Origin of the sequence: Roseburia sp. OM04-10BH, from assembly GCF_003462605.1 — a bacterium.
GTDB lineage: Bacteria > Bacillota > Clostridia > Lachnospirales > Lachnospiraceae > Roseburia_C > Roseburia_C amylophila.
Genome location: NZ_QTZI01000005.1, coordinates 189,781 through 212,917 on the forward strand (window position 1 = coordinate 189,781; position 23,137 = coordinate 212,917).

Sequence of the window (23,137 nt, forward strand, 5' to 3'; positions counted from 1 at the left end):
ACCTCCCTGTAATTAGTCGTCATCTTTCTTTTCACCATAAGGTGCCGTATCTTCAGCTACCATCATCAAATCCTGCTGCGGATTAAAATCGTAAGTAACAGACTTCCGCTCCGCACCCGGCATCACGTACTCCTTGCCCTCCGGATTGTAGGTGAGGTTGAATACCAGATCTGAGAGCCACTTCTTAAAGGACGGATTGTCTTGGAACTGCTTGAAGAGCTCCATGTTGTCCGCCATGATAGAGAAGATAACCGCCTGCAGAGCACGCTCGCTTTCGGTACGCGCCTCCTGTGCATCAGAGTTCTTCATTGCATTCTGATATTTCTTATCCTTTGACACCATCTCCGGGATGGCCAGAATCTGACGCTGCACATTATCTGCATCGTTCCAGTTTATATTTCCGAACATGTCGTTGAAGTCCATGATGATCTTGGAAAGCAGATCCATTTCCGGCTCAACGATATGGCCTACCTTGCCTGCAGGTACCGGCGCAATTTCTGCATCAGCATCCTCCAACTTAATAGCAATGGCCTCCTGCGCTTCATTCCTGTAGCTGCTCAGATCTATCGTCTGAAGGATACCCTCCGAAAGATCATCATCACGAGGCGACGGAAGTTTCGGTATCAGCAAGTTCAGGAAGATCGACAGCTTCTCCCAGTCAACATTTCCATAAGGAAGAATTGCACCAAGGAAGCCATATGTACGCACGAACGATTTAGCAGCGCTCTTAAACTTAATCTGATCGTCAAGTTCGAGCTGTTTATATACAGCTGTGCAAGCATCCAGAATCGGATCGAGGCGATCACGCTCCGCTCCACTCAGGAATAGGTCTACCAGCTTTTCAACATCGCTGTCATCGTAGACCTGATACTCCTCCATAATGGTGATCAAATCGTACAGCTTGTTGGGATCGGTTTCCCCGGAAAGAATCGTTGTTCTGTAGAACTTCGAGAACGCCTCCTCAATCACAGAGGTCTTGTTCGCAAAGTCCAAAACATATACTTCATCCTTGCCGGGATACGCTCTGTTCAAGCGGGAAAGCGTCTGTACCGCAGCAATATCATAGAGCGGCTTGTCCACATACATTGTCTGCAGCAGCGGCTCGTCGAAGCCGGTCTGGAACATGTCAGCAACGATAAGTATTCTATACGGATCTTTTTTGAACTCCTTCGGAATCTTAGCATCCGGGAATCCATTCATGGCAGCCGACGTCAATGCCGGTTCCTGACCGTTATATTTATGCTCGCCGGAAAAGGCCACGATGGTCTTATAAGGACTATGCCTGTCAGCGAGGCACTTATTGATTGCATAATAGTATTCGATACACCTTGGAATGCTGGCGGTGACTACCATTGCACGAGCTTTGCCACCGATCTTTTTCTTGGCAATGACCTGCTCATGGAAATGCTCCACCATCATGACGGCCTTCTTTGCAATGACGTCCGGATTGCCCTCGACAAAGGCACGCAGCTTCTTCTGCGCACGCTTCTTGTCAAACATCGGATCGTCCTCGACCGTTTTCATGATCTTGTACCAGCTGTCGATGGTCGTATAGTTCCGAAGCACATCAAGAATAAAGCCCTCCTGAATGGCCTGCTTCATCGTATAGACATGGAACGGGCGATGCTTGATTTCACCATCCTCCTCATAGGCAACACCGAACATCTCCTCGGTCTTGTTCTTCGGAGTGGCGGTGAAGGCAAAGTAGCTGGCGGAGGAGACGAGCTTGCGTCCTTCCATCATGGCATTGATTTTGTCCTCGTTGTCCGCATCGTCATCTGTGGCAAGACCGGAAAGCGCCAGATTCATATTCGCGGAGTTACGTCCACTCTGGCCGGAATGTGCCTCGTCGATGATGATGGCGAACTTGTTATTCTTATGTTCCTGCCCGATCTCAGAGATGATGTACGGGAACTTTTCAATCGTAGATATAATGATGCGCTTGCCATCCTGTATGGCCTTACGCAAATCACCGGAATGTTCTGCCCATGTTACGGTGTTCTTGACCTGCATGAACTGTTTGATCGTATTGCGGATCTGCTTATCCAGAATACGGCGGTCAGTAACCACAAGGACAGAATCAATCATTGGGTGGCCGTCTTTCTCAAGCCCGATCAGCTGATGCGCCAGCCATGCAATGGAATTTGATTTACCGCTTCCGGCGCTGTGCTGAATTAGGTACCGCTTGCCGACACCGTTCTCCTGTACATCGGCCAGCAACTTCTCCACACAATCGAGCTGGTGGTAGCGAGGCCAGATCTGTTTGATGGACTTCTTCTTGGTATCCTCATCCACCTCTTCGATGACCTGCGCGTAGTTTTCTATAATTCGGGACAGTTTTCTCTTTGTCAGGATGTCCTTCCAAAGATAGTCTGTCATAAGACCATCCGGATTCGGCGGATTTCCTGCGCCGTCGTTATAGCCTTTATTGAACGGCAAGAACCAGCTATCTTTTCCTGCAAGTTTCGTGCAGAACTGAATCGTGGCATCATCCACGGCAAAATGAACCATGCAACGCTTGAAGGAGAACAGCAGATCATGAAAATCCCTATCTTCCTTGTACTGGCGCACAGCATTTTCGGTATTCTGCTTTGTGAGCTGGTTCTTCAGCTCCATTGTGATAACCGGGAGGCCGTTGATAAACAAGCAAACATCCAGCGCCAGCTTCCCGGCATCCTGCGAATAGCGCAGCTGCCGTGTCACGCTGAAAATGTTCTTCTCATACATGATTCTGGCCTGCTCGTTATTTTCGGTCGGCGTCAGGTAGAACATGATGAGGTCTGCCGGATAAACCTTCACGCCATTGCGAAGCACATCAATAATACCGCGCTTAGCAATCTCTCCAGATAGACGGTTCAGGAACTGTCGCTTCTTTGTATCAGAAGTGAACACACCCAGCTTTTCCATTTCCTTCGGCTGCGTATCCTGCAGGAACCGGAACAGGCGTGTTTCGTCGACAGCATATTCTTTGTTATAGTCGGCGTTTGTTCCTTTCTCGTACCCGTTCTGCTCAACCAGCCACTTCACGATTAAGGATTCAAGGCCGCTTTCCTTTGTGTTGGTAAAAGCCATTGTCAATCCTCCTGTGTATCCATTTCTTCTGTATCTACGTCCTCATCCGTTTCCTCGTCAGGATCTTCAATGTATTCATATTCAGGAATTACTATGTCCCGTACATCAATCGCTCCCGTAACAGCAGCCGAGATCAGGCTCGTTCGGTATTCATCAATGAGCATCATTTCTTGTGCAAGCAACGACTTGCTTGAAGCAATCATGTTTCCCTTCGTAATTGCTTTTTCAGGAATAAGGCCGTTAAAAACTGATGTTTTCCATCTCAAAAACTCATAAATATGATTCTGCTCTTCTATAGGAGGAACCGGAACATATATATTCTTCATCTCGCTGTATCGGGTAGTCCAAAGATCCGCCACAATACCTCTGCCGTTTCGATAAAACTCCTCAATAAACTTATGGCTCCTAAGTAAATAGTGATAGTACATTGAGGTATTTTCTCGTGGGCATAAAATTATATTTATCAACGATACTGAACCATCATATTCAGAAAAGCCGCTTGACCCACGCCTATCAGAGCGGCTATTGATAACAAAGTCACCTTTCAGAACTTTCTTTCGGTTATCACTGTCTTTGGATTTCACAGCAGTATCAAGCTGTTTTGTTACACCAAACTTAGTGACCGATAAAGGCATAAAATCCTTATCAGAACATTTCTCTGAACGTTCCGAAAACAGATCGTTAATTTTTTTCATTTCCCAATGGGATGGAATTGATTCTATCCAGCTTACACCTGTGGGCTTGTATTCTGTATAACTATGAAATGTACTCATGATAACACCTCGCTTAACACTCCGGACATCTGTCCTATTACATCATTGATATCTGCAGCAATTGCATCTATATCTCTTATTGGACGTGGCTCAAAGAAATATTTTGTAAACGTTAGTTCGTAGCCTATTTGTGTTTTCTTTTCGTCAATCCATGCGTCAGGAGTATATGGAAGAACCTCTGTTTTCATATACACATCAATTCCTCCGGGATATGTAAACGGCACAATTTCTGTTTCCGTCTTGGTTTTATCGATCTGAGTTCTACCTTTTTTGTCCTTAATAACAGATCCGGCCTCATCATAAAGAGGATGTAAAACCGTAATTCTCCAATGGCCGAATTCTTCATTACCGTACACATGGCTGATTTCGCTTTCATCCATATCCATAAAAATGCGAACAATTTCTTTTCTAATGTCAGGACTCAATTCAGCGTTTTTCTTTCCCATATTCTTCCACATTGAAGCCTTCATTTCTGTGGCATTAATAAGCTGAACTTTACCTTTTCGCTTATCACTCTTTTTGTTGCTTAAAACCCAGATGAACGTTCCAAGAGGTGTGTTGTAAAACATGCCATCAGGCAACGCAATTATAGCCTCAACAAGATCATTCTCAAAAAGGTATCTTCTTGCATTGCTTTCTCCACTTCCGGCATCGCCCGTAAATAAGGATGATCCGTTATGAACCTCCGCAATTCTGCTCCCAATAGGAGTATCCTTTTTCATTTTTGCCACATTATTCAAAAGGAATAACAACTGCCCATCTCTAACACTCGGAAGCATTTGCATAGCCTCTCCGCCCTCAAGATAGGTATTAAAGCGCGTGTCGAGTATTTCTTTCTTGCCGCCCATCTTCTCGGCATCGGTCTTCCAGCTCTTTCCATAAGGTGGATTTGAGAGCATGAAGTCAAACTGACGGGATGCATGTTGATCGTCGGAAAGAGTGGAGCCGTACATGATATGCTCAGCTTCCTCGCCGTCACCTTTCAGCAGCATATCCGCAGTACAGATAGCGTAAGTCTCAGGATTGATCTCCTGCCCGAACAGATGGATAGCCACTTCCTTGCCGCGTCTCTTGGCCAGCGTCAGAAGTCTGTCCTGAGCGACGGTGAGCATACCACCAGTACCACAGGCTCCATCATAGCAGGAATAAGATGCATCTTTTATCTTGTCGGCAATCGGCATAAACACAAGGTCAGCCATGAGCTCAACAACATCACGAGGTGTCCAGTGTTCTCCGGCTTCCTCGTTGTTCTCCTCATTAAACTTACGGATTAGTTCCTCAAAGATGGTACCCATGCCGTGGTTATCAAGGCCGGGATGCTTGAGGATCGTCTTTGCCTCATCCTTATAAATTGGATTAGGACTCAGGTTGATATCAGAAGAAGTGAACTTTTCAATAACGGCCCCAAGAATATCCGCATCCACCATCGTGTCGATCTGATTACGGAATTTGAACTTATCCAAAATCACCTGAACATTTGGCGAAAAGCCGTCAAGATAAGCAATAAAATCTGCCTTAAGCGTCTGAGCCTTTGCACGGCTTGTTAAGTCTTTCAGTAGGAAGGGCGAAGCATTGCAGAAAGCTTGACCTGCAGCATTACAAAGCGCTGGCCATTGGTTATCAATCTTTGCGGCATCCAGCTGCTTCTTCATTGTCAGCACAGCTGGCTTTGTTTCTTCCAGCATAGCATCCAGACGGCGAATGACCGTCATTGGCAGAATAACATCACGATACTTACCGCGCACATAAACATCACGCAGGCAGTCATCTGCAATTCCCCATATAAAACTCACTATCTGATTATGAACCTGATTGTCCATCACATTTTCCTCCGTTTGCCACTCTATATTTTCATTCTATAAATCTGTTATCCCATAAATCGGACTCACTCAGCATCCTGTTCTTCTTTCTCAGGCACGTTATCATCGGATGCTCCGCCGGAGCGAATCCAATCATCGACTTCGGATAGTTTGAATTTCCAGAGTCTGCCGACTTTATACGCAGGCATATTCCGTTTTGAAATCCACTGCAAAATAGTCTCTCGTCCAACACCGAGATATGCCTGTACATCTTTTAATGTTACCCATTTTTCAACTTGCAGCTGATCGCTCACTTTATTACCTCCATCTTTAAGAGTTCTTCCTTTTGAACTTTACATCTATATCTATATCGAACATTCGACTACCGGGATAACAGTCATTGTCATCGCTGTCTACCATGATCCAATGGCAAGTCGTATGCCCTTCAAATGGTCTGAGCTCAATGACTGTGGAGATTTCCACACCGGTTTTCGGTTGCGTCTCCGGTATTTCAATGTAGTTGCTTTCTGCCCGTGGCCTTATCTCATCATGATTGGAAAGATACAGCTTTCGACCATGCCAAGTTTGCGTACCCAGATTAGAGAATTTCCACATTATCGTCAGCTTCTCATACATGAAACCGGAATAGCTTCTCTTGTGATCCGGCTTGATGTACACCGTGTCGTCCGGGTACAGAGACGATATGTGGTGAAAGGAACTGGTCTCCTGTTCTGGTTCCTCCAAAAGCTGCTGATAGGTCATTGCCACAATATCCGCAGCGTCTTCCTTGTCGCTATCTATAAAGGCTTTGAACTGAACCGCAAGTGCTCTTCGGAGTGCTTGCGGATTTTTTTCTGCCGTGGGAGGTATTCCAAAGGCAAGCATTACATCGCCGTACTTATTCTTGTCGATGATCTTTTCAAAATATGCGCACAGGCCATCCTCATTAAAAGTCTTAAAAGAAGCCTTCAGGTCTGGAGACATCTTTCTCGACCCGTCATAGAGCTTGCGTTCCAAGGGCACATCGTCTGACTTTAATCTATCACCCTGCTTGTGCGAGAAATAATTACTCCCTGCTTCACTAAAGCAGAAGGAGACAAAGATCCCGTTGTTCTTCCGGCTCGGAAAATACATCTGTGATGCCGTGTTCGGAAATATCCGGCTGAAATATTCATTTAATTCCAATCGAATACCTCCCCTCAAATCTTGTCTTATGTTTTGTCCTATGTGTCTCACGTTACCGGTCAGGCCGTCTCATTACGCCGTGCGAAACTAATAATAGGCAGGGCAAAGAAAGCGGAAAGCCGACAATGCGAGACCTTAACTATTTAATTATACACAGAAACACAGTCTCTGTCAATAATAGTTGGTTATAAACTCACATAAACCGACAAAAAACCACTTCATTGTTCCGACTCACCAAAACACTTGGATACATCCCCTGATCAAGGATGAGTTCAGTTTTCAAGGGTGGTGCAAATAACGCAGCTGACTTCTGAACGGAAGGCTGAGCAGGAAGGAGATGAAAAACGTGACTAAAGACGAACGCGAGAATTGGATTATCAATATCGAGAACACCGCATCTACGATCAGCTCCCAATTGGGATCAGCTGTAGTTGACGGAGTATTCCAGCGATACGGCGCTCACAGCGTCGAAGACCTAAATCCGAGTGATCTGCCAGACGTATTCAGCGAATTATTCGCCCTCGAAGCGGATCTCAGCTAGCGGTCAATGTCCTGAGCAAGACATAAAAAGGCTTCTTGTATACCAGTTCACCTTTCTCGTGGCCACGAGGTGTGTTCGTAACTGTTATATGAGCAACAAGTAAATACCGTGCCAGCTTTAACGAACGAGCTGGTTACCAGAAATGAAGCGGAGTTATCCGCGAAAGGTGACCAACTATGACAAATATCACTGGCAGCCATGATGGGCATCTCCGCTTCGGTTTGAAAGCCGAAAGGAGAAAAATATCATGGCAATCAAAGACAATCAGAGTAAAAAACGCTACTATCCACTTCGCGACGCGATCAATCCTTACAATGTCACACTCGTTGAAATCACTGAGACTCAGTACAGAGCTTTGTATCCTGAGATCTGGACTACCCAGAAGCGTGAACAGCACCATCACCGCTGTATGTGCACCAGAAAGTATCTCTGGAAGTGCGATGGTAATTGCGACTTATGTGAATATCATGCTGCCGGAGACATGCTTTCCCTTGATGTTCCGACAGAAGACGGTAACGCAAATATGTACGACACTATTCCCGATACTGCTCCAACCATGGAGGATGTTCTTTCTGATGCGATGCTCCTGGAACAGCTCATCACAAGATTCCGCGAGCTTGATCCGGATGCAGACCGCATCATTGAACTGCTGGGGGACGAGCTTTCTGATCGTAAGATTGCAGAACAGCTCGGCCGCAAGCAGCGCACCTTCGCTGATCAGATGAAGAAGATCCGCACGGAGCTTCGTAAAATCCGTGGCTACTAATCCTACATATCATATGTAGAAATTCATCCCTCCGGCATCCATCACAACCGATGTCCTGAGAGATTTTATATTTTTCAAAATTTCCCCGCTCAAATCCGCCACTCATCTCCAGTGGAAGATGTAAGGCACGAAACAACAAGCCTTAACCATCACAGAAACGGAGGTGAAACACATGAAGAAGTCCTACTTCGATTCAGGCGGTAACGACACAGAGCTGATTGCAGTATTGAATACAATCTCCCACGTATCCGCAAGAATGGCGAGAAACATGACAATCCTCGCACAGCAAAGACAATCAGAGAAAGGAGATCGTCGCTATGAGCAAAATGAGCGATATGGCTATGACCATCGAAGAGCTGCGCAGTGTAGCCGCTGCTATTAACGAAGCAGCCAACTGGTTAGCAGAACAGTTTAGTGGCACTGCTTATGAAGCACCTGTCAAAGAGCCTGCTGCCAAGGAAGAAAAGAAACAGGAGCTGAAGCTTGAAGATGTACGAGCTGTCTTAGCAGAGAAGTCCCGTGCCGGGCATACCGCTGCTATCCGTACATTACTTCAGAAGTATGGTGCTTCCAAGCTATCTGCTGTTGATCCGAAGCACTATGAAGCCTTGTTAAAGGATGCGGAGGTGCTTAACGATGCCACCTAAAGGACACGCTACCTTATCTGCTTCCTCTTCAGACCGCTGGCTTCACTGTCCGCCTTCCGCAAGACTCTGCGAGACCTACGAGGATAAAGGCAGCGATTATGCTGCGGAAGGCACCAATGCTCACGAGCTTTGTGAGTACAAGCTGAAAAAGGCACTGGGCATGGATGCCAGTGATCCGACGGAAAATCCCACCTGGTACAACGAGGAAATGGAGGACTGTGCCAATGGCTATGCCGCCTACATCCTTGAAATGGTAGAGGCCGCCAAGGAAAGCTGCGCTGACCCGAAGGTTCTGATTGAACAGCGTGTAGATTTTTCTCGCTGGGTGGAGCAGGGCTTCGGAACCGCTGACTGCATCATCATTGCAGATGGCACCTTGAGAATATGCGATTACAAGCACGGTCTTGGAGTCCTCGTAGATGCGACCGCTAATCCGCAAATGAAGTGCTACGCACTTGGAGCCCTGGAGCTTTTTGATGACATCTACGACATTGATAACGTCAGCATGACCATTTATCAGCCTAGACGTCAGAACATCTCCACCTTCGAGCTTTCCAAGGAAGAGCTGTACAAGTGGGCGAATGAAGTGTTGAAGCCGACCGCAGATCTTGCCTTTGCCGGAGATGGGAACTTTCTCTGTGGCGAATGGTGTGGTTTCTGCAAGGCCAAGCACGAATGCCGTGCCAGAGCCGAGGCCAATCTCACACTGGCTCAGTACGATTTCAAGCTTCCACCTCTTTTAGAGGATTCGGAGATTGAATACATCCTCTCTCGTGCAGATGAATTAGTTGCCTGGGCATCCGATATCAAGGAATATGCTCTGCAGCAGGCCATCAGCGGTAAGGAATGGGCTGGCTGGAAGCTGGTCGAAGGTAGATCCAACCGCAAGTATTCCAATGAGGAGGCAGTCATCCAGGCAGTTACAGATGCCGGGTTTGATCCATATGAAAAGAAGCTCCTTGGTATCACTGCCATGCAGAAGCGTCTTGGCAAATCCAGATTCGATGAGCTGCTTACCGCCTATATTGAAAAGCCTCAAGGTAAACCGACGCTCGTACCGGAGAGCGATAAACGTCCGGCAATGAACAATGCAAAAACTGATTTTATGGAGGAAAATTAAATGAACAAGAATGTAAAAATCAACAATCCTATGAAGGTAATCACTGGTCCTGACACTCGTTGGTCTTATGCCAACGTCTGGGAGCCGAAATCCATCAATGGAGGTACACCGAAGTACAGCGTATCTCTGATTATTCCGAAGTCTGATACCAAGACCATCGCCAAGATTGAAGCTGCCATCGAGGCCGCTTACAAGAAAGGCGAGGCCAAGCTCAAAGGCAATGGCAAGTCTGTACCTGCCCTCTCTGTCATCAAGACTCCGCTTCGTGATGGCGACATGGAGCATCCGGACGATCCGGCCTACGCCAATGCTTATTTCGTAAATGCCAATACAACCTCTGCTCCTGGCATCGTGGATGCAGATCGCAATCCGATCCTTACTCGCTCCGAGGTTTACTCTGGTGTGTATGGTCGTGCCAGCATCAGCTTCTATGCATTCAACAGCTCCGGTAACAAGGGTATCGCCTGTGGACTTAACAATCTGCAGAAGATTCGTGACGGTGAGCCTCTTGGTGGTAAGGCAAGTGCTGAGTCTGATTTCGCATCTGATGAAGATGACGATTTCCTTAATTAATGGAGGTGGCAACTATGGAAATGTTACAGACTATTCTCGTTGTTGTTCTTCTTGCAATCTGGCTGTTGTTCAGTGTGGTATTCCTTATCACTGCGATCCAGAACCTCATCAATGACCACAAGCGTGAGATTCGCGAACAGGAAAGTGCTAAGCGTGATCTTGAATATCACGAAGCTCGCATGAAGGTTTACGAGAAGACAAACTAATCTACTGAAAAAGAATCCAAGGAAGTGGTGGGAGCAATCTCACCACCTTTTTGGTAGAAAGGACAATCTATGAAAATCTTACACTGACAAAGGAGGTGAATCACCATGAAGAAGGTAACCAAAATCGATAAAATCCAACCTTCACTGGCTTCGAAAAAGAAGCTCCATGTGGCTGCTTACTGCCGCGTTTCCACGGATTCTGATGCACAGCTCGAAAGTCTGGATGCACAGAAGGAGCACTACAAAAGCTACATCACCTCCCGTGATGACTGGACCTTTGCAGGGCTCTATTTTGACGAAGGTATCACCGGCACCAAGGCTGATAAAAGGCCAATGCTCCTGCGACTAATCGAAGATTGTAAAGCACAAAAAATTGACTTTGTAATCACCAAGTCCATCAGCCGCCTCTCCCAAAATACTACAGACTGCTTGGAGATAGTAAGAACGCTTCTGTCACTGGATATTCCGATCTATTTCGAGAAGGAAAATATCAGCACCGGCTCGATGGAAAGTGAGCTATTTCTTTCCATCCTAAGCTCTATGACCGAAGGCGAATCCGCTTCGATTTCCGAAAATAACAAGTGGAGCATTAAGAAACGCTTCCTGGATGGAACCTATAAGCTTGGCTATGTGCCTTACGGCTACCGCTGGAAGGATGGAGAAATCCTGGTGGATCCGGCACAGGCTGAAATCGTAAAACGCATCTATCGTGAATACCTGGAGGGCTACTCTATGGACCGGATTGCAAAAGGTCTGGAGGCTGACGGCATCCTCACCGGCGCTGGTAAAACAAAATGGTGGACCAGCACCATCAACAAGATCCTGCGCAATGAGAAATATATCGGCGATGCGCTTCTACAGAAAACCTACACCACCGACTTTCTGAACAAGACAAGAGTCAAGAACAACGGCAATGTTCCGCAATACTATGCGGAGGACAACCACGAAGCAATTATTCCGAAGGATATTTTCTTACGGGTGCAGGAAGAGCTGATACGCAGGCGAGTGGTCAAGACAAGCGCCAATGGCAAAAAGCGCTCCTACAGTTGCAACCACTGCTTTGCGCAGATTGTCATTTGCGGCGAATGCGGTGAAATGTTCCGCAGAATCCACTGGAACAATCGCGGCTGCAAATCCATCGTCTGGCGCTGCATCAGTAGACTGGAGCCGACCGGGCAGGAATGCCACGCAAGAACTGTCCATGAAACGGTATTAGAGAATGTGGTAGTTCAGGCCATCAACACGCTCCTTGGCGATAAGTCCACCTACCAGGCGCAGCTCCAGCAGAGCATTGCAAAGGTGATCCGTAGTGCTCAGCAAAATACCGCTGATGGCATTGACGAAAGACTGCAGGAGCTTCAGAAAGAGCTTCTCAAAAAAGCCAATAACAAAGAAGCCTACGACGAGATTGCCGACGAGATCTTCAAACTCCGGGAACAGCGAGAAAAATGTACGGTTGACACTGCGGCCAGGGACGCACAGATTGCCCGCATCAATGAACTGCAGGACTTCATCAAGCAGCAACCCTCTCACCTGGAAGCCTTCGACGAGGCCCTGGTAAAGCGCTGGCTTGAGCGAATCATCGTCTGGGATGACCACTTCACTGTGGAGCTTAAGTCCGGACTGAAAATTGAGATTGAAGGATGATGTCCCTTAGACTCAAAAAGGCTCCTCACCACTGGAATACATCCGGTGATGGGGAGTCTTTATCATTTTAATCCTTATCCCAACGATTAGCATCTGTCCAACGGAAGTTTGGGTCTTTATTTCTTCGTGGGTCATTTTCCCATTCTTCAGCTACACGTTTACTTATTTCTTTATTAAGACGATTCATTTTAGGAGTTTTTTCACCGGTTCCACCATTGAATCCGTTCTTAATCCAATCCTGTCTTTCTTCTTCATAAGCCTCTGATAACTCCTCATGAGAAGCTCCTTCAACCCATTTTTCAAATTCACTTTTAAATAAATTCCCGAAAAAGCCCATATTTATCCTCCATTCTATGCAGCTTCAGCAAATATACGTCTCTGTACCTTAAGATAAGATTGCAGATTCTTGATAACATCTTTTTCTTCTTCTAAATCGTCTGCGGCTATTTCTATTTTATTATCACTTGCCAGCTTCAGGGTATATTCATAAATTCGTCCTACTAAAACATCAAGTTCTTCTGATGTAAGCTGAATACTGATTTTTGAATAATTTTTGTCAGCTTTCAACGCTTCCAAAGAGCTCATTAGATTATTAATCTTATCAATATCCATCTCCCCCTTGCGAATTGCATCAATATAGCTTTTCAGGCTAGCTCTGAATTCTGTTACAACCTTTGGTTCATGTTTTTTTACTTTATTGCAAACCCAAGCACCAGCGCCAACAGCTACTGCACTCGCCACAACAATTATTGTTCCTTTTTTATGCTGTTTTACAAACTGTAATGCTTTAGCACCAACACCCTGAACCTGCTCTGCTGCTGGTAGGTCAATTGGCTTAAGGTGCTTTACTATTTGTCCCTTATTAGGACCAGTTGCCCACCTTACCACACTACCGATTCTTCGATATATTCCTGTTGCTAATCCTGTTGCTATATCATCAGGAATGAAATATGCATCTTGCGCTATTGCCATAAAATACCTCCTTTGGTTTTCTATAATAGGCCTTGTAAATTTCGCGAATCAAATCATATCCATTAAGCTTTTCGATGAAGATATTATTATCTCTGTCTTGTGTGCATTTATTATTCTATTAAAATACTTAACAGTATCTGTATCTGCAAATCTATGGTCAACAACATTAATTCCTTCATCTCCCTTAGCGACAAAAACTAGATATTTAGGAGATATCGGAAATATAAGACCACTTCCATTATTTCTTTCGACAACAGTAGATTTATGCTCAAACGCTGGATTATCAGACGTAATAAATTGTCCTGCATTATCGTAGGTTTCAAAAAGAATCATCTGACAACCACTTAAAGCATGTTGTACAACATTATGATAAAAGCCACCTTTGTTCTTAAAAAACATTTTATATAATTCAGAATACCATATTCCGGTCATTAACTCATCTGCATACTCTTTTCCTTCGCTTTTCCCTACATCTAGTGTTTCTGCTTCCTCATCTTTACACATTGACTCAAAAACAGGATACAATAATTTCTCTTTAATTTTTGTATAAACACCCATAGCGTCAAATTTTGGATTTCTACAAAGCATAATGAAAAACGACGCCAGCATATTCCTTGCGATGTCTTCAGATATGATTCTTTCACTTCTTTCAAGTCCAATTGGCTGGCCATTATGAACACCACTTACGAATGAATTCATGATATTTTCCCAGTTTTTTTCTAAGTAATCATCAAATGAATCTTCTAAAATATAACAGTTAAGTGCATCTATTTGACTCAATATAGCAGCTTTCTTTGCTACATTTCCATCGTAATAATAAAAGTCCCAATCATGTATTTCGAAGAAATGCTTATTTATGCTCTTTTTTGTTTTGATGATGCTATATCCTAATTTCCCATAAACAGGCTGTTTAAATCCCGTCTTAAGCAAATCATAAATCAAATCAACATATTGCGATTTCACCTTTGCACATGAATTGCAAATAAATGAATACTTAAAATTTATGGTATATAAATGAGGCTTCCAAAGAACGGAATTTCTGTTTGCGCCATCCCCAATACTTCCATCTTTTATTACATAAATTCCATTGAATTTTTTATCAGGCTCTTTAAGGGTTTCAACTTGTGTTTCCCATGCCTTCATATAAACACGTGGAACAAAGTGTTGCTTTTTGGTCGGCATTCTAACCTCCTCCTTCCCAACATCTATTCCGCTGCCTACAACCACCAAAAATGGTCGAGTTGCCGGATTTGTTGTCAACTTTTTCCTCTTTCAAAAATCACTTCAAAATCCCTGACATCTAATCCACACACTCAATTTGCGTTATCTAATCCGAAGTCACAACCTGACACACATTTTGCAGTAGATATGTTTCCATATAAGAAAACCGAGCTTTTTCAGAAGTCTGGCTTCTAATCCAAACCTCCGAAAAAGCCCGGAAATACGCTACTTTCTGGCACTTGATTTTATTTTTTTGACATCAATACAACCGTCTCCACATGTGTCGATAGGGTAATTGAGATGCACTTTCCAGAGTTTTCATTGTACTCTGGGAGTAAAAAATATTGCACTCCTCTCTGATGAGGCCGCAAAAAATTGACATGATGCACTCTCTCCTGCCCTTGCATAGAAAAAGATTGCATTGTATTTTAGATGTAAGCCAGATCAGCTTACGATTGACTCTGCTCTTTCTCTATGATCCAATACTTCCAAAATTTCTTTCATATATTGTATCACAGATCATTTTGTTTTGGAAATCACTTTCCTCTCAAATGGGCAGAAGAAAACCTCCAAATCTGTTGTGGACTTGGAGGCTTGATTCCAACCATTTACTCTTTTTCAAAGAAATCTATGCTATATGTTGCGGAACAACAAAACTCTCATCTAACTGTTTATGTAAAAAAGAAATTGTAGTTAATATATCAATTGCATCCTGCTCATTTACAATCCATTTTATTTTCAACTCATGTGCTGTTACATTCCTTACCATATGCGTAACCCCATTTAACATTTCTTTTAGACCGTTTTGAGCATTTTTTTCCGAAGGTGTCTGTAATAAATTTATTGCTAATCGAGGATTATTAACTGCAAAAGCATTATTAAATAAATTTGAACCATCCTCCTGCATTCCTGTTTTTTCTCTTACCTTCTCAGACAAACTCTTAGCCGCCTCAAAAACTGCATGAAAATAATTTTCTTGTAAATATTCCTCTTTGCAACACTTTATTACATCCTGATGAATATGTCTTTTTTGTAATTCACTCACCAGATTTCTGGTTCTTCTTTCAACTTCTGAAATTGTAGTTGCTGCCTGAACCTTTAACAATTTTCCTTCGTTTGTCATCTGAAGTCCAATTAACATTAACGGTTTGTTAATTTCTAATAAAATCTCATCATAATTACCATTCTGGCCACTGATAAACCTTACCGGTTTCAGACTCTTTTTTATAAAATTAAGAAATGAATTCGATGCTCCATCCTGTTCTTGTCTTGCTAAAAATGTATAATAAATTCTCTTCCATTTTGTACTTTCATTACTGACATCCTGAACTCCACATTCCTGAAAAATTTCATTCATCTGACTTCCCGTCATGGTATCTGCAATTATACGCGCCAAAACCTCAACTTCTGAATTAGTAAGTTTTCTAATTCTCTCTGCCATAGCTTAATCCTCCTCACCCTAGTATATCATCTACATCGTTTAACTTTCACTTCAATTTTTTATATATTGTATCACAGATGATTATGTTTTGGAATTTCCCTTCCTCGCAAATGGACAGAAGAAAACCTCCAAATCTGTTGCAAACTTGGAGGCTTGATCCCAGCCATTTATACAATTAAAGCTTTTAGCAAACTACTCATTATGATTATTGTACAGTCTCATAAATTCATCCGCAAATTTCTTTACAAAATCTCTATCCAAAGCAGTTGCCAATGTTTCATCATTATACTGTGCTGCTTTGCTCCAATTATATGAACCATGCATTACAAATTCAAAATCTATAATGCAAAATTTATCATGCAGCCGATTGGACAAATATGCTCCTTTAAGTGGCACTTTTACCACCTCAAAATTACTTTCCAATTCACTCATCAACGTCATATTAGATTTTTCATTTGATGTAATAATTCTAATACTTATGCCCTGCTTTTTCTTTGCAAGTAATTCCTGAAAGATATCTCGGTCAGAAAACCACGCAACCGCTACCCAGATTGTATACTTTGCATTCCGAATGCCTTGAATAATTACATCTTTGATTCCATCAAATGCTACATCATGTTCATTTTGTCCATCATCTTCCAACTCTACCAATTTAGGTTTAATCTCAACTCCATACAAATCATAGTCATCATCTGGAATATAAATATCATTGGCTAAGTCAAAAAAAACATCTTTATATTCCTTTGCTTTTTTCAGCATTGGAATTGGCACTCTTAAATCCATATATTCCTGCCTCTGATTCGATACATGGGTATATGCACCGGTTTTTCTAAATGTAACTATAGAATATCTTAAAATCCCCAACAAATCATCTTTGTTCTGAATATCTTCATCATATTTTATAGTTTCTATCATTGTCTTTAAGAATTGTTTTTCATTCATTTACACATTCACTCTCCATCCGTATTTCCACATATACCCATTTTTTCATCAGATAATTTAACTGTATCTATTATTTCCCAAATCTTCATATAACAGGAGCCTCCAAGTTATTTAAACTCAAAGGCTCTCTTTTTCTTACATAACTTTATGCAAGCGCAGGTTCCTTCCCTGCAATAATCGCTTTCACTTCTTCTACGTTTTTATCTGTAGCCATAGCAATCTGCTCTACAGTAAAACCATTGTTATGCATATTAAGAATAATTTTTTCTTCTTTTCTTGCCTCTCCAATCGCAATACCATCTTCTTTTATTCCCTGACTCAAGTTACACATAACGCTCACATCCTTCCTGAAGTTCTCCTCAATAGGAATATCGTATTCATTTCCAATTATGTTTAGTTTTTCATCTATTGTAAGTTCCTTGGATAACAATGCTCCCAGCAGACGGTGCAGTTCATACGTCTCATCATGTTCCGGCAGATTCTTTGCCAGTCCAAGCATGATGATATTCAGCAGGTCAAGATTTCCCTTCCATTCATAGGAACCAATCAAATCTTCCTTTGTGAGATGCACATGGCTCATGCTGCTCTCGTCCATGTTCATACATACCCAGATGGAATATACACGCTTAATGTCATCGTAGCTGGAGTTCTCAAAATCACGTTCTTTTTGTGATGAAATCAGTCTGCTCACATAAAAGATTGCCCGGTTTAAGATTTCATATCCCGTCGGCTCGTCTTTCTGTGCTTCTACATTGATGATAATCTGTGACAATCCATCTTTCATGCGCACATAAAAAACGATATCAAATCTTACCAGACCTTCATTGATCTCTTCATTTTCTGTGTTGAAACCGACCAGTCTTTCACCATTTTTTTCGCTGGCTGCATTTGTGAGTCCAGGCTCTACCGGTACCGTACTGATATGTGGTGTTCCCTCGATGCAGTTGACCACATCCTTGGGATTCATGCCCTTAAACTCATCAACTGTTTTTACCAGTATATGTGCCAGTATGCTCTTCTGCCCTAACAGACGCTTTGCACTCGTATCATACTGTGCATCCTTGTCTGTTGCTTTCACTGCATTTTTTAATTCTGTATTCACTGGCCTTCCTCCTTTTTGTAACAGATATAGTCATCCCCAAAAAGGCATCTGACCACACCTATATTATAACTTACCCATTTCTTTTATACAATCAATTTTTACATTTGAAAAAGGAACAAAAGAAAAACTCCAAACCTGTCATAGACTTGGAGTCTTGATTCCGTCCATTTTTCACATTGTCTGCACCGGTGCATGTTGTTCCTGCTCCTCATGCTCCAAAGCATCCTGCTCTGGTACAGGCTCTACACTTTTTGCTGCTTCCTGCCCTTTTCCCATATACCGGATTTTAATGCTGCTGTAATCAACCCCTGCCGGTTCCAGCACTTTTTTCTCTAACATGTTTAACATCGCCTCGGTGTCAAATTTCCCCTCAAAATAAAGTTCCTCATCCACCTTTATCGGTACATCCATTTCTTCCGGTGAACTGCCAAGGATTGTCCTCCAGCGTCCGGCTACTTTTCCACACATTTCCATAAATCTTTCATGGATATCCGGCTGTTCATTACAGGTCTGCAAAATCCTTTGTGCCACCTTTCTCCATGTAGGTGTCTCTATCCATTCTCCCGGTGCGAACTGGACTGCCAGCGGTCTTTTCCCTTTCAGTTCTGCCGGGGACACTGTGATAAGGCTGCTTTCCCGGATCGTATCTTTCACACTTGTATGCACCTCGCCACTCCGGTACATCTGGAGCAGTGCATCACATTTGGTGTTTACAAGCTGTAACATTTCCTCCCTCAGTTCTTCTATCAGTTGCTCATAATTCATACGCTTTTCTCCTCCTCTCCTGTCACACAATCTTGTGTTTCTTTCTATAATCGTTCTTCCGTTTATTTCCCTATTGCACACTTTTCTGTTCCTATTGTTCTGCATTTGTTTCCTATTTTTATGCCAACAATAAAACGCCCGGATCATCGGGCATTTTATTCTTACCATAAACTGGCAGGAACAACGTTTCCTATTTACTTGCTGCCATTCCTGCCGCAGCCTTACTCATATCGAATCTCCTGTTCCATGACTATGCCTGACTGGAACTGTATCAGCAGTTTCTCGCTGGATTCCACTTTGATGGTGGAGATCAGCCGTCTCACAAGGTCATTGTCGAACTCCGGTATCTGGCAGGTGCGTGTGCTTAAGTAATGGTCGATGTCTTTGATTCTCTGTTCATAGCTGTCAGACATCTGTTTCTCGTTTCTGGCTGTTTTCTGTGCCTCTTTTAAGGCATTGATTTCCTCTGCTATGGTGCGGTAGCGTTCATCAAACTCCGGTGTGTAAGAGCCGGTCTTTGCATTCTCTGCAATCAGTGCCACCATCTCATCCTGCTTTTCTTTTATCTTTTCTTCGTATTCTCCGGACTCTTTTGCGGTGCTGTAGCTCCCGATGACATGGATGATGTTCTGCCGGAAGTTTTCCATAAATTCCATATCATCACTTGTGATCCTGTGGATGGCTTCCATCACCGCCCTGTTTAATGCGTTCTCTTCGAGTGTCTCGGATTCCCCGCATTTCTTCACTCCGTTGGTCAGCCGGTTGCTGCATCTCCAGACCACTTTCTTTTTCCCGTTTCTCGCCCAGGTGACCCTCCGGTACTCCTGTCCGCATTTTCCGCAGATCAGCATGCCGGTCAGTGCATAGGTGGAGGAATACCTGCTCCTCTGGTTTTTCTTCCGGGTGACAGCCGCCTTGCATAAGGATGCCCTCCGCATCATCTCTTCCTGCACCCTGTAGAACAGTTCTTTCGGTATGATTGCCTCATGGTCATCTTCCACATAATACTGCGGTACGAGTCCGGTGTTCTTGACTTTCTTTTTTGTCATGAAATCCACCGTGTAGGTTTTCTGCAGGAGTGCATCTCCCATGTATTTTTCATTGCGGAGCATTTTGTCTATTACTGTGGAATGCCATTTGTCCTGCCCTGTGGCGGTCTTGATTCCCTGCTCTTCCAGATGCTTTGCGATCTTCCCGGTACTGTAGCCTTCCAGATAAAGGCGGAAGATCAGCTTTACGATCTCTGCCTCTTCGGGTACGATGACCAGGTCACCATCCTCGTTTTTGGTGTATCCCATGAACTTTGTGCAGTTTACGATGACCTTGCCTTTTTCAAATTTCCTCACGACTCCCCAGCGGATGTTCTCACTGATGTTGCGGCTCTCCTCCTGTGCCAGGCTGCTTAAGATGGTGATAAGGATTTCGCCGGTTCCCTCCAGTGTATTGATCCCCTCTTTCTCGAACACCACCGCCACGTTCTTTTCCTTCAGTTTTCGGATGGTCACCAGCGAGTCTACCGTGTTCCTCGCAAACCTGCTGACCGACTTTGTAAGGATCATGTCGATCTTTCCGGCAAGGGCATCCTGTATCATGGCATTAAAGTCTGCCCTCTTTTTGGTGTTTGTTCCGCTCTTTCCGTCATCCGCATAGATGCCGGCATTTTTCCAGTTTTCATTTTCGGATATCTTGCTGGTATAATACTCCACCTGTGCCTCATAGCTGCTGTCCTGCTCTTCCAGTTCCGTACTGACACGGCAGTAGGCAGCGACCTTCATTTTCTTCTCTGACAGTTTCACATTCCGGTCATACTGCACCTTGGCAGGTATCATGCTGATCTTTTTTGCTGTTTCTGCCATCTGCTCTCCCTCCTAATCCTTGTATCCGGCTGTGACACGGCTCCCATTGATAAGCTCTACTTCTGCCATGTTTCCACCATGCACCCAGATGCGTGCGATTATTTTTCTATATAAGTTTTCATCAAATGTTTCCAGTTCCTTTTTTCCTGCAAGGATGTTTTTGATCTCCTCTGTCCGGAACTCCCCATCCCTGACCTCCAGTGTCCGGTAGCGTTCCTCTGCCCTTTCATAGAGCAATTTCATCAGGTCTGTTTCTGTGCGTTCCTGTTCTTCTTTCATCCGCTGCAGGTTCCGCTCCAGAACCCGGTACTGAGGGCTGACCTTTTCCTCCTGCCTGTGTACCCGGAGCAGGCCTTTGTTTCGTATCACTGCATTGATGGCTTCCACACACACCTGCTTTGCCTGCCCGTCTGTAATAAAACTGTTCCTGCAGTTTTTTGCTCTGCCAGTCACATAACTCTTGCACTTCCACTTGGCAGTGCCGCCACGCTCTTTTTTGTGGCTCGGCTGGATATGGCTGCATACTGCCCCGCATTCTGCACACCAGATGACACCTCCGAAGAGGATTCTCTCATCCCTGCCGGGCCTGTGGTCTGCCCTTCCAAGCTCTGCCCTCACCTTTTCCCGTCTGCACTGGACTCTCTCAAACAGTTCCTCTCCTATGAGCTGCGGATAGTATTCTGTGCCAAGGTAGCTTGGATTTTCCAGTATCCTGCCAATGGATGCATGGGTCCAGGACACTTTCCCTTTTGCATTGCATATGTTTCTCCCTTTCAGGTTCTGGGCGATCCTGCCTGCCGCCACTCCGCTGTCATAGTCTGTAAATATCTGTTCCACAATCTTTCTCTGCTCTTCGCAGATGGTGATTTTTCCATCCACAACTTTATAGCCGATTGGCATGTGCCACTGCATCCTGTCCACCTCCCCTCTCCGTCAGTTTCAGTCCGTTGTACAGGCAGAAGGTGATGTCGTGTTCTTTGGAGACCACGATCTTCTCCGCTGTCATTTTAAACAGTTGCTCGTCAAACTCCTCCATTAATCCGTCCTGTTCTGCGATCAGTTGGATAAGCTGTTCGGTCCGCACGATTTCTTTTGTCCTTCTCAGCTTTCTGGTCAAAAGTGTCTTTTTTCTCCTGCATTCCGTCAGTTGCCAGCCAAGCTTGCTACTGCTCTCCATAAAAAGAGCAGAGTCCATATATCCTTTCCTCATGACTTGGTTTAGGATTTGGCTCTGCTCGCTTATATCTTTGATTTCCTTATCCAGTTGTCTGATTTCCTCACTGTCCTGCCTTGCTGCCACAAGTTCTGTCAGCTCTTTTAACAGCGGCTCTAATATCGTTCCCTGATTGGTGTACAGCTTGTTCCACATGTCTGTAAAAGCCCGGTGCAGCACATCCTCCCGGATGGCTTTCAGGCAGCAGCTCTCTTTATCCTCCACATGTCCGCTGCACGTCCAGATGATTTTTTCATATGGTTTCCCGATGTAGATTTTCTGCCGCCGGAAGGTTCTTCCGCACTCTCCGCAGATGATTCTGCCGGAAAACAGGTATCTTTTGGTGTAGTCACTCTTGTTCATGTGCAGTACATCCACCCGGTATGCCATCAGGTTGCGTACCGCTTCTGCCTCCTCATGTGTGACGATTGGCGGATGGCTGTCTTTGATGAGATACTGGTTTCTCTGTCCGTTGTTTACCCTGCGGACAAATGGGAACCTTGTTTCTGTATATGTCCTCTGCTGAAGCATATCTCCCTCATAAATGGGATTTTTCAGAATGTCCTGTATCACCCCGTCCTGCCACTTTTCTGCACCCCGGATTGTTGGAATGCCTTTCTGGTTCAGTGCCTTTGCTATCACATACACTCCCATGCCGTTTAAGTAAGACTCATAAATCCACCTTACGGTTTCTGCCTCGGATTCTATGATGACTAAATTTCCATCCTCGTCTTTTCCATAGCCATACGCTGGCGTCGATATGATATAGGTTCCATCCTGAAAGCGTTTCTGTATCGCCCATCGGTTGTTGCTTGAGATGTTTTCTGATTCCCCCTGCGCCACCGATGCCAGGATGGTAATGAACAGCTCGCTTTTTTCTGACAGCGTGTTGATATTCTCTTTTTCAAAGTAGATTCCAACGCCAATCTCCTTCAGCTTTCGGATGGTCTGGATGCATTCCACCGTATTTCTTGCAAATCTTGTGATGGATTTCGTAAGGATCAGGTCGATGTTCCCATCCTCACAGTCTGAAATCATCATCTGGAACTCATCCCTGTGCTTTACGTTTGTTCCGCTGATTCCTTCATCCGCATACACCCCTGCAAACTCCCACAGGGGGTTGCTCTCGATTTTTTCCGTATAGTACTCGACCTGTGCAGTATAGGAAGTTGCCTGTGCCTGACTGCCGGTACTGACTCTGGCATATCCGCACACTTTCAGCCTGCGTTCTTCCTGTGTATGTTTCTGCGCTTTTGCTGCCTTTATGACAGTCACTTTTTTTGCCATGCTTTTTTC

22 protein-coding genes are annotated in these 23,137 nt (G+C 44.3%); 7 read left to right on the plus strand and 15 right to left on the minus strand.

Features of this window, described 5'->3' with window-relative positions; all coding sequences use genetic code 11:
* Positions 1-12: 12 nt before the first annotated feature.
* The 5 genes from DXB43_RS07315 to DXB43_RS07335 form a co-directional block, all read right to left on the minus strand.
* The gene (locus tag DXB43_RS07315) at positions 13-3,072 is read right to left on the minus strand and encodes a type I restriction endonuclease subunit R (protein ID WP_117947215.1); all 3,060 of its coding nucleotides are present in this window, start codon (positions 3,070-3,072) and stop codon (positions 13-15) included.
* Between the two features lie 2 nt (positions 3,073-3,074).
* Positions 3,075-3,845, minus strand: a complete 771-nt coding sequence (locus tag DXB43_RS07320; RefSeq protein ID WP_117947216.1) for a restriction endonuclease subunit S — start codon at positions 3,843-3,845, stop codon at positions 3,075-3,077.
* Positions 3,842-5,665: a type I restriction-modification system subunit M gene (locus DXB43_RS07325; protein ID WP_117947217.1), complete on the minus strand. Its 1,824-nt coding sequence runs from the start codon at positions 5,663-5,665 to the stop codon at positions 3,842-3,844. The genes DXB43_RS07320 and DXB43_RS07325 overlap by 4 nt, the downstream gene beginning before the upstream one ends.
* Before the next feature lie 65 nt (positions 5,666-5,730).
* Positions 5,731-5,958, minus strand: a complete 228-nt coding sequence (locus tag DXB43_RS07330) for a helix-turn-helix domain-containing protein (RefSeq protein WP_117947218.1) — start codon at positions 5,956-5,958, stop codon at positions 5,731-5,733.
* Between the two features lie 16 nt (positions 5,959-5,974).
* A complete protein-coding gene (locus DXB43_RS07335; RefSeq protein ID WP_117947219.1) occupies positions 5,975-6,829 on the minus strand; it encodes a hypothetical protein in 855 nt (284 codons plus the stop codon).
* A 346-nt stretch (positions 6,830-7,175) separates the two neighbouring features.
* Between DXB43_RS07335 and DXB43_RS07340 the strand changes: the two genes are divergently transcribed.
* From DXB43_RS07340 to DXB43_RS07370, 7 genes are all read left to right on the plus strand, one after another.
* The gene (locus tag DXB43_RS07340; protein ID WP_243006654.1) at positions 7,176-7,370 is read left to right on the plus strand and encodes a hypothetical protein; all 195 of its coding nucleotides are present in this window, start codon (positions 7,176-7,178) and stop codon (positions 7,368-7,370) included.
* Positions 7,371-7,617: 247 nt separating this feature from the next.
* The gene (locus DXB43_RS07345; RefSeq protein WP_117947221.1) at positions 7,618-8,136 is read left to right on the plus strand and encodes a sigma-70 family RNA polymerase sigma factor; all 519 of its coding nucleotides are present in this window, start codon (positions 7,618-7,620) and stop codon (positions 8,134-8,136) included.
* 317 nt (positions 8,137-8,453) lie between these two features.
* Positions 8,454-8,783 (plus strand): DNA ligase, encoded by a 330-nt coding sequence (locus DXB43_RS07350; RefSeq protein WP_117947222.1) that lies wholly within the window; start codon positions 8,454-8,456, stop codon positions 8,781-8,783.
* The gene (locus DXB43_RS07355; protein WP_117947223.1) at positions 8,773-9,903 is read left to right on the plus strand and encodes a DUF2800 domain-containing protein; all 1,131 of its coding nucleotides are present in this window, start codon (positions 8,773-8,775) and stop codon (positions 9,901-9,903) included. Before DXB43_RS07350 ends, DXB43_RS07355 begins: the two co-directional genes overlap by 11 nt.
* Positions 9,904-10,476: a DUF2815 family protein gene (locus DXB43_RS07360; protein WP_117947224.1), complete on the plus strand. Its 573-nt coding sequence runs from the start codon at positions 9,904-9,906 to the stop codon at positions 10,474-10,476. It abuts the gene before it with no gap.
* Between the two features lie 14 nt (positions 10,477-10,490).
* A complete protein-coding gene (locus tag DXB43_RS07365; protein WP_243006655.1) occupies positions 10,491-10,682 on the plus strand; it encodes a hypothetical protein in 192 nt (63 codons plus the stop codon).
* A 105-nt stretch (positions 10,683-10,787) separates the two neighbouring features.
* Complete coding sequence (locus DXB43_RS07370) at positions 10,788-12,329, plus strand: recombinase family protein (protein ID WP_117947226.1); 1,542 nt, start codon at positions 10,788-10,790, stop codon at positions 12,327-12,329.
* A gap of 67 nt (positions 12,330-12,396) precedes the next feature.
* Here DXB43_RS07370 and DXB43_RS07375 read toward each other — a convergent pair whose 3' ends face one another.
* The 10 genes from DXB43_RS07375 to DXB43_RS07420 all read right to left on the minus strand — a co-directional run bounded on the left by DXB43_RS07375 (position 12,397) and on the right by DXB43_RS07420 (position 23,128).
* Complete coding sequence (locus DXB43_RS07375) at positions 12,397-12,666, minus strand: hypothetical protein (RefSeq protein WP_021682055.1); 270 nt, start codon at positions 12,664-12,666, stop codon at positions 12,397-12,399.
* A 14-nt stretch (positions 12,667-12,680) separates the two neighbouring features.
* The gene (locus DXB43_RS07380; protein ID WP_117947227.1) at positions 12,681-13,301 is read right to left on the minus strand and encodes a hypothetical protein; all 621 of its coding nucleotides are present in this window, start codon (positions 13,299-13,301) and stop codon (positions 12,681-12,683) included.
* 48 nt (positions 13,302-13,349) lie between these two features.
* The gene (locus DXB43_RS07385) at positions 13,350-14,561 is read right to left on the minus strand and encodes a DUF4238 domain-containing protein (protein WP_147343677.1); all 1,212 of its coding nucleotides are present in this window, start codon (positions 14,559-14,561) and stop codon (positions 13,350-13,352) included.
* 589 nt (positions 14,562-15,150) lie between these two features.
* Positions 15,151-15,963 carry a TIGR02391 family protein gene (locus DXB43_RS07390; RefSeq protein ID WP_117947229.1) on the minus strand — a complete coding sequence of 271 codons (813 nt, stop codon included), beginning with the start codon at positions 15,961-15,963 and terminating at the stop codon, positions 15,151-15,153.
* Between the two features lie 192 nt (positions 15,964-16,155).
* Positions 16,156-16,905, minus strand: coding sequence for a phospholipase D-like domain-containing protein (locus tag DXB43_RS07395; RefSeq protein ID WP_117831996.1), 750 nt, complete (start codon positions 16,903-16,905; stop codon positions 16,156-16,158).
* Positions 16,906-17,050: 145 nt separating this feature from the next.
* Complete coding sequence (locus DXB43_RS07400; RefSeq protein ID WP_117921136.1) at positions 17,051-18,007, minus strand: PD-(D/E)XK nuclease family transposase; 957 nt, start codon at positions 18,005-18,007, stop codon at positions 17,051-17,053.
* 171 nt (positions 18,008-18,178) lie between these two features.
* Positions 18,179-18,772, minus strand: a complete 594-nt coding sequence (locus DXB43_RS07405; protein ID WP_117947230.1) for a hypothetical protein — start codon at positions 18,770-18,772, stop codon at positions 18,179-18,181.
* Positions 18,773-18,993: 221 nt separating this feature from the next.
* The gene (locus DXB43_RS07410) at positions 18,994-20,628 is read right to left on the minus strand and encodes a recombinase family protein (RefSeq protein WP_117947231.1); all 1,635 of its coding nucleotides are present in this window, start codon (positions 20,626-20,628) and stop codon (positions 18,994-18,996) included.
* A gap of 12 nt (positions 20,629-20,640) precedes the next feature.
* Positions 20,641-21,540, minus strand: coding sequence for a recombinase family protein (locus tag DXB43_RS07415; protein ID WP_226947322.1), 900 nt, complete (start codon positions 21,538-21,540; stop codon positions 20,641-20,643).
* Positions 21,512-23,128, minus strand: coding sequence for a recombinase family protein (locus DXB43_RS07420; RefSeq protein ID WP_182388247.1), 1,617 nt, complete (start codon positions 23,126-23,128; stop codon positions 21,512-21,514). Before DXB43_RS07420 ends, DXB43_RS07415 begins: the two co-directional genes overlap by 29 nt.
* Positions 23,129-23,137: the final 9 nt, after the last annotated feature.

What these genes read in the sequence shown, in the direction of transcription:
- DXB43_RS07315 (WP_117947215.1), bottom strand. Translation starts at nt 3,072, where the DNA reads ATGGCTTTTACCAACACAAAGGAAAGCGGCCTTGAATCCTTAATCGTG.
- DXB43_RS07320 (WP_117947216.1), bottom strand. Translation starts at nt 3,845, where the DNA reads ATGAGTACATTTCATAGTTATACAGAATACAAGCCCACAGGTGTAAGC.
- DXB43_RS07325 (WP_117947217.1), bottom strand. Translation starts at nt 5,665, where the DNA reads ATGGACAATCAGGTTCATAATCAGATAGTGAGTTTTATATGGGGAATT.
- DXB43_RS07345 (WP_117947221.1), top strand. Translation starts at nt 7,618, where the DNA reads ATGGCAATCAAAGACAATCAGAGTAAAAAACGCTACTATCCACTTCGC.
- DXB43_RS07350 (WP_117947222.1), top strand. Translation starts at nt 8,454, where the DNA reads ATGAGCAAAATGAGCGATATGGCTATGACCATCGAAGAGCTGCGCAGT.
- DXB43_RS07355 (WP_117947223.1), top strand. Translation starts at nt 8,773, where the DNA reads ATGCCACCTAAAGGACACGCTACCTTATCTGCTTCCTCTTCAGACCGC.
- DXB43_RS07360 (WP_117947224.1), top strand. Translation starts at nt 9,904, where the DNA reads ATGAACAAGAATGTAAAAATCAACAATCCTATGAAGGTAATCACTGGT.
- DXB43_RS07365 (WP_243006655.1), top strand. Translation starts at nt 10,491, where the DNA reads ATGGAAATGTTACAGACTATTCTCGTTGTTGTTCTTCTTGCAATCTGG.
- DXB43_RS07370 (WP_117947226.1), top strand. Translation starts at nt 10,788, where the DNA reads ATGAAGAAGGTAACCAAAATCGATAAAATCCAACCTTCACTGGCTTCG.
- DXB43_RS07375 (WP_021682055.1), bottom strand. Translation starts at nt 12,666, where the DNA reads ATGGGCTTTTTCGGGAATTTATTTAAAAGTGAATTTGAAAAATGGGTT.
- DXB43_RS07380 (WP_117947227.1), bottom strand. Translation starts at nt 13,301, where the DNA reads ATGGCAATAGCGCAAGATGCATATTTCATTCCTGATGATATAGCAACA.
- DXB43_RS07390 (WP_117947229.1), bottom strand. Translation starts at nt 15,963, where the DNA reads ATGGCAGAGAGAATTAGAAAACTTACTAATTCAGAAGTTGAGGTTTTG.
- DXB43_RS07395 (WP_117831996.1), bottom strand. Translation starts at nt 16,905, where the DNA reads ATGAATGAAAAACAATTCTTAAAGACAATGATAGAAACTATAAAATAT.
- DXB43_RS07405 (WP_117947230.1), bottom strand. Translation starts at nt 18,772, where the DNA reads ATGAATTATGAGCAACTGATAGAAGAACTGAGGGAGGAAATGTTACAG.
- DXB43_RS07410 (WP_117947231.1), bottom strand. Translation starts at nt 20,628, where the DNA reads ATGGCAGAAACAGCAAAAAAGATCAGCATGATACCTGCCAAGGTGCAG.
- DXB43_RS07415 (WP_226947322.1), bottom strand. Translation starts at nt 21,540, where the DNA reads ATGCAGTGGCACATGCCAATCGGCTATAAAGTTGTGGATGGAAAAATC.
- DXB43_RS07420 (WP_182388247.1), bottom strand. Translation starts at nt 23,128, where the DNA reads ATGGCAAAAAAAGTGACTGTCATAAAGGCAGCAAAAGCGCAGAAACAT.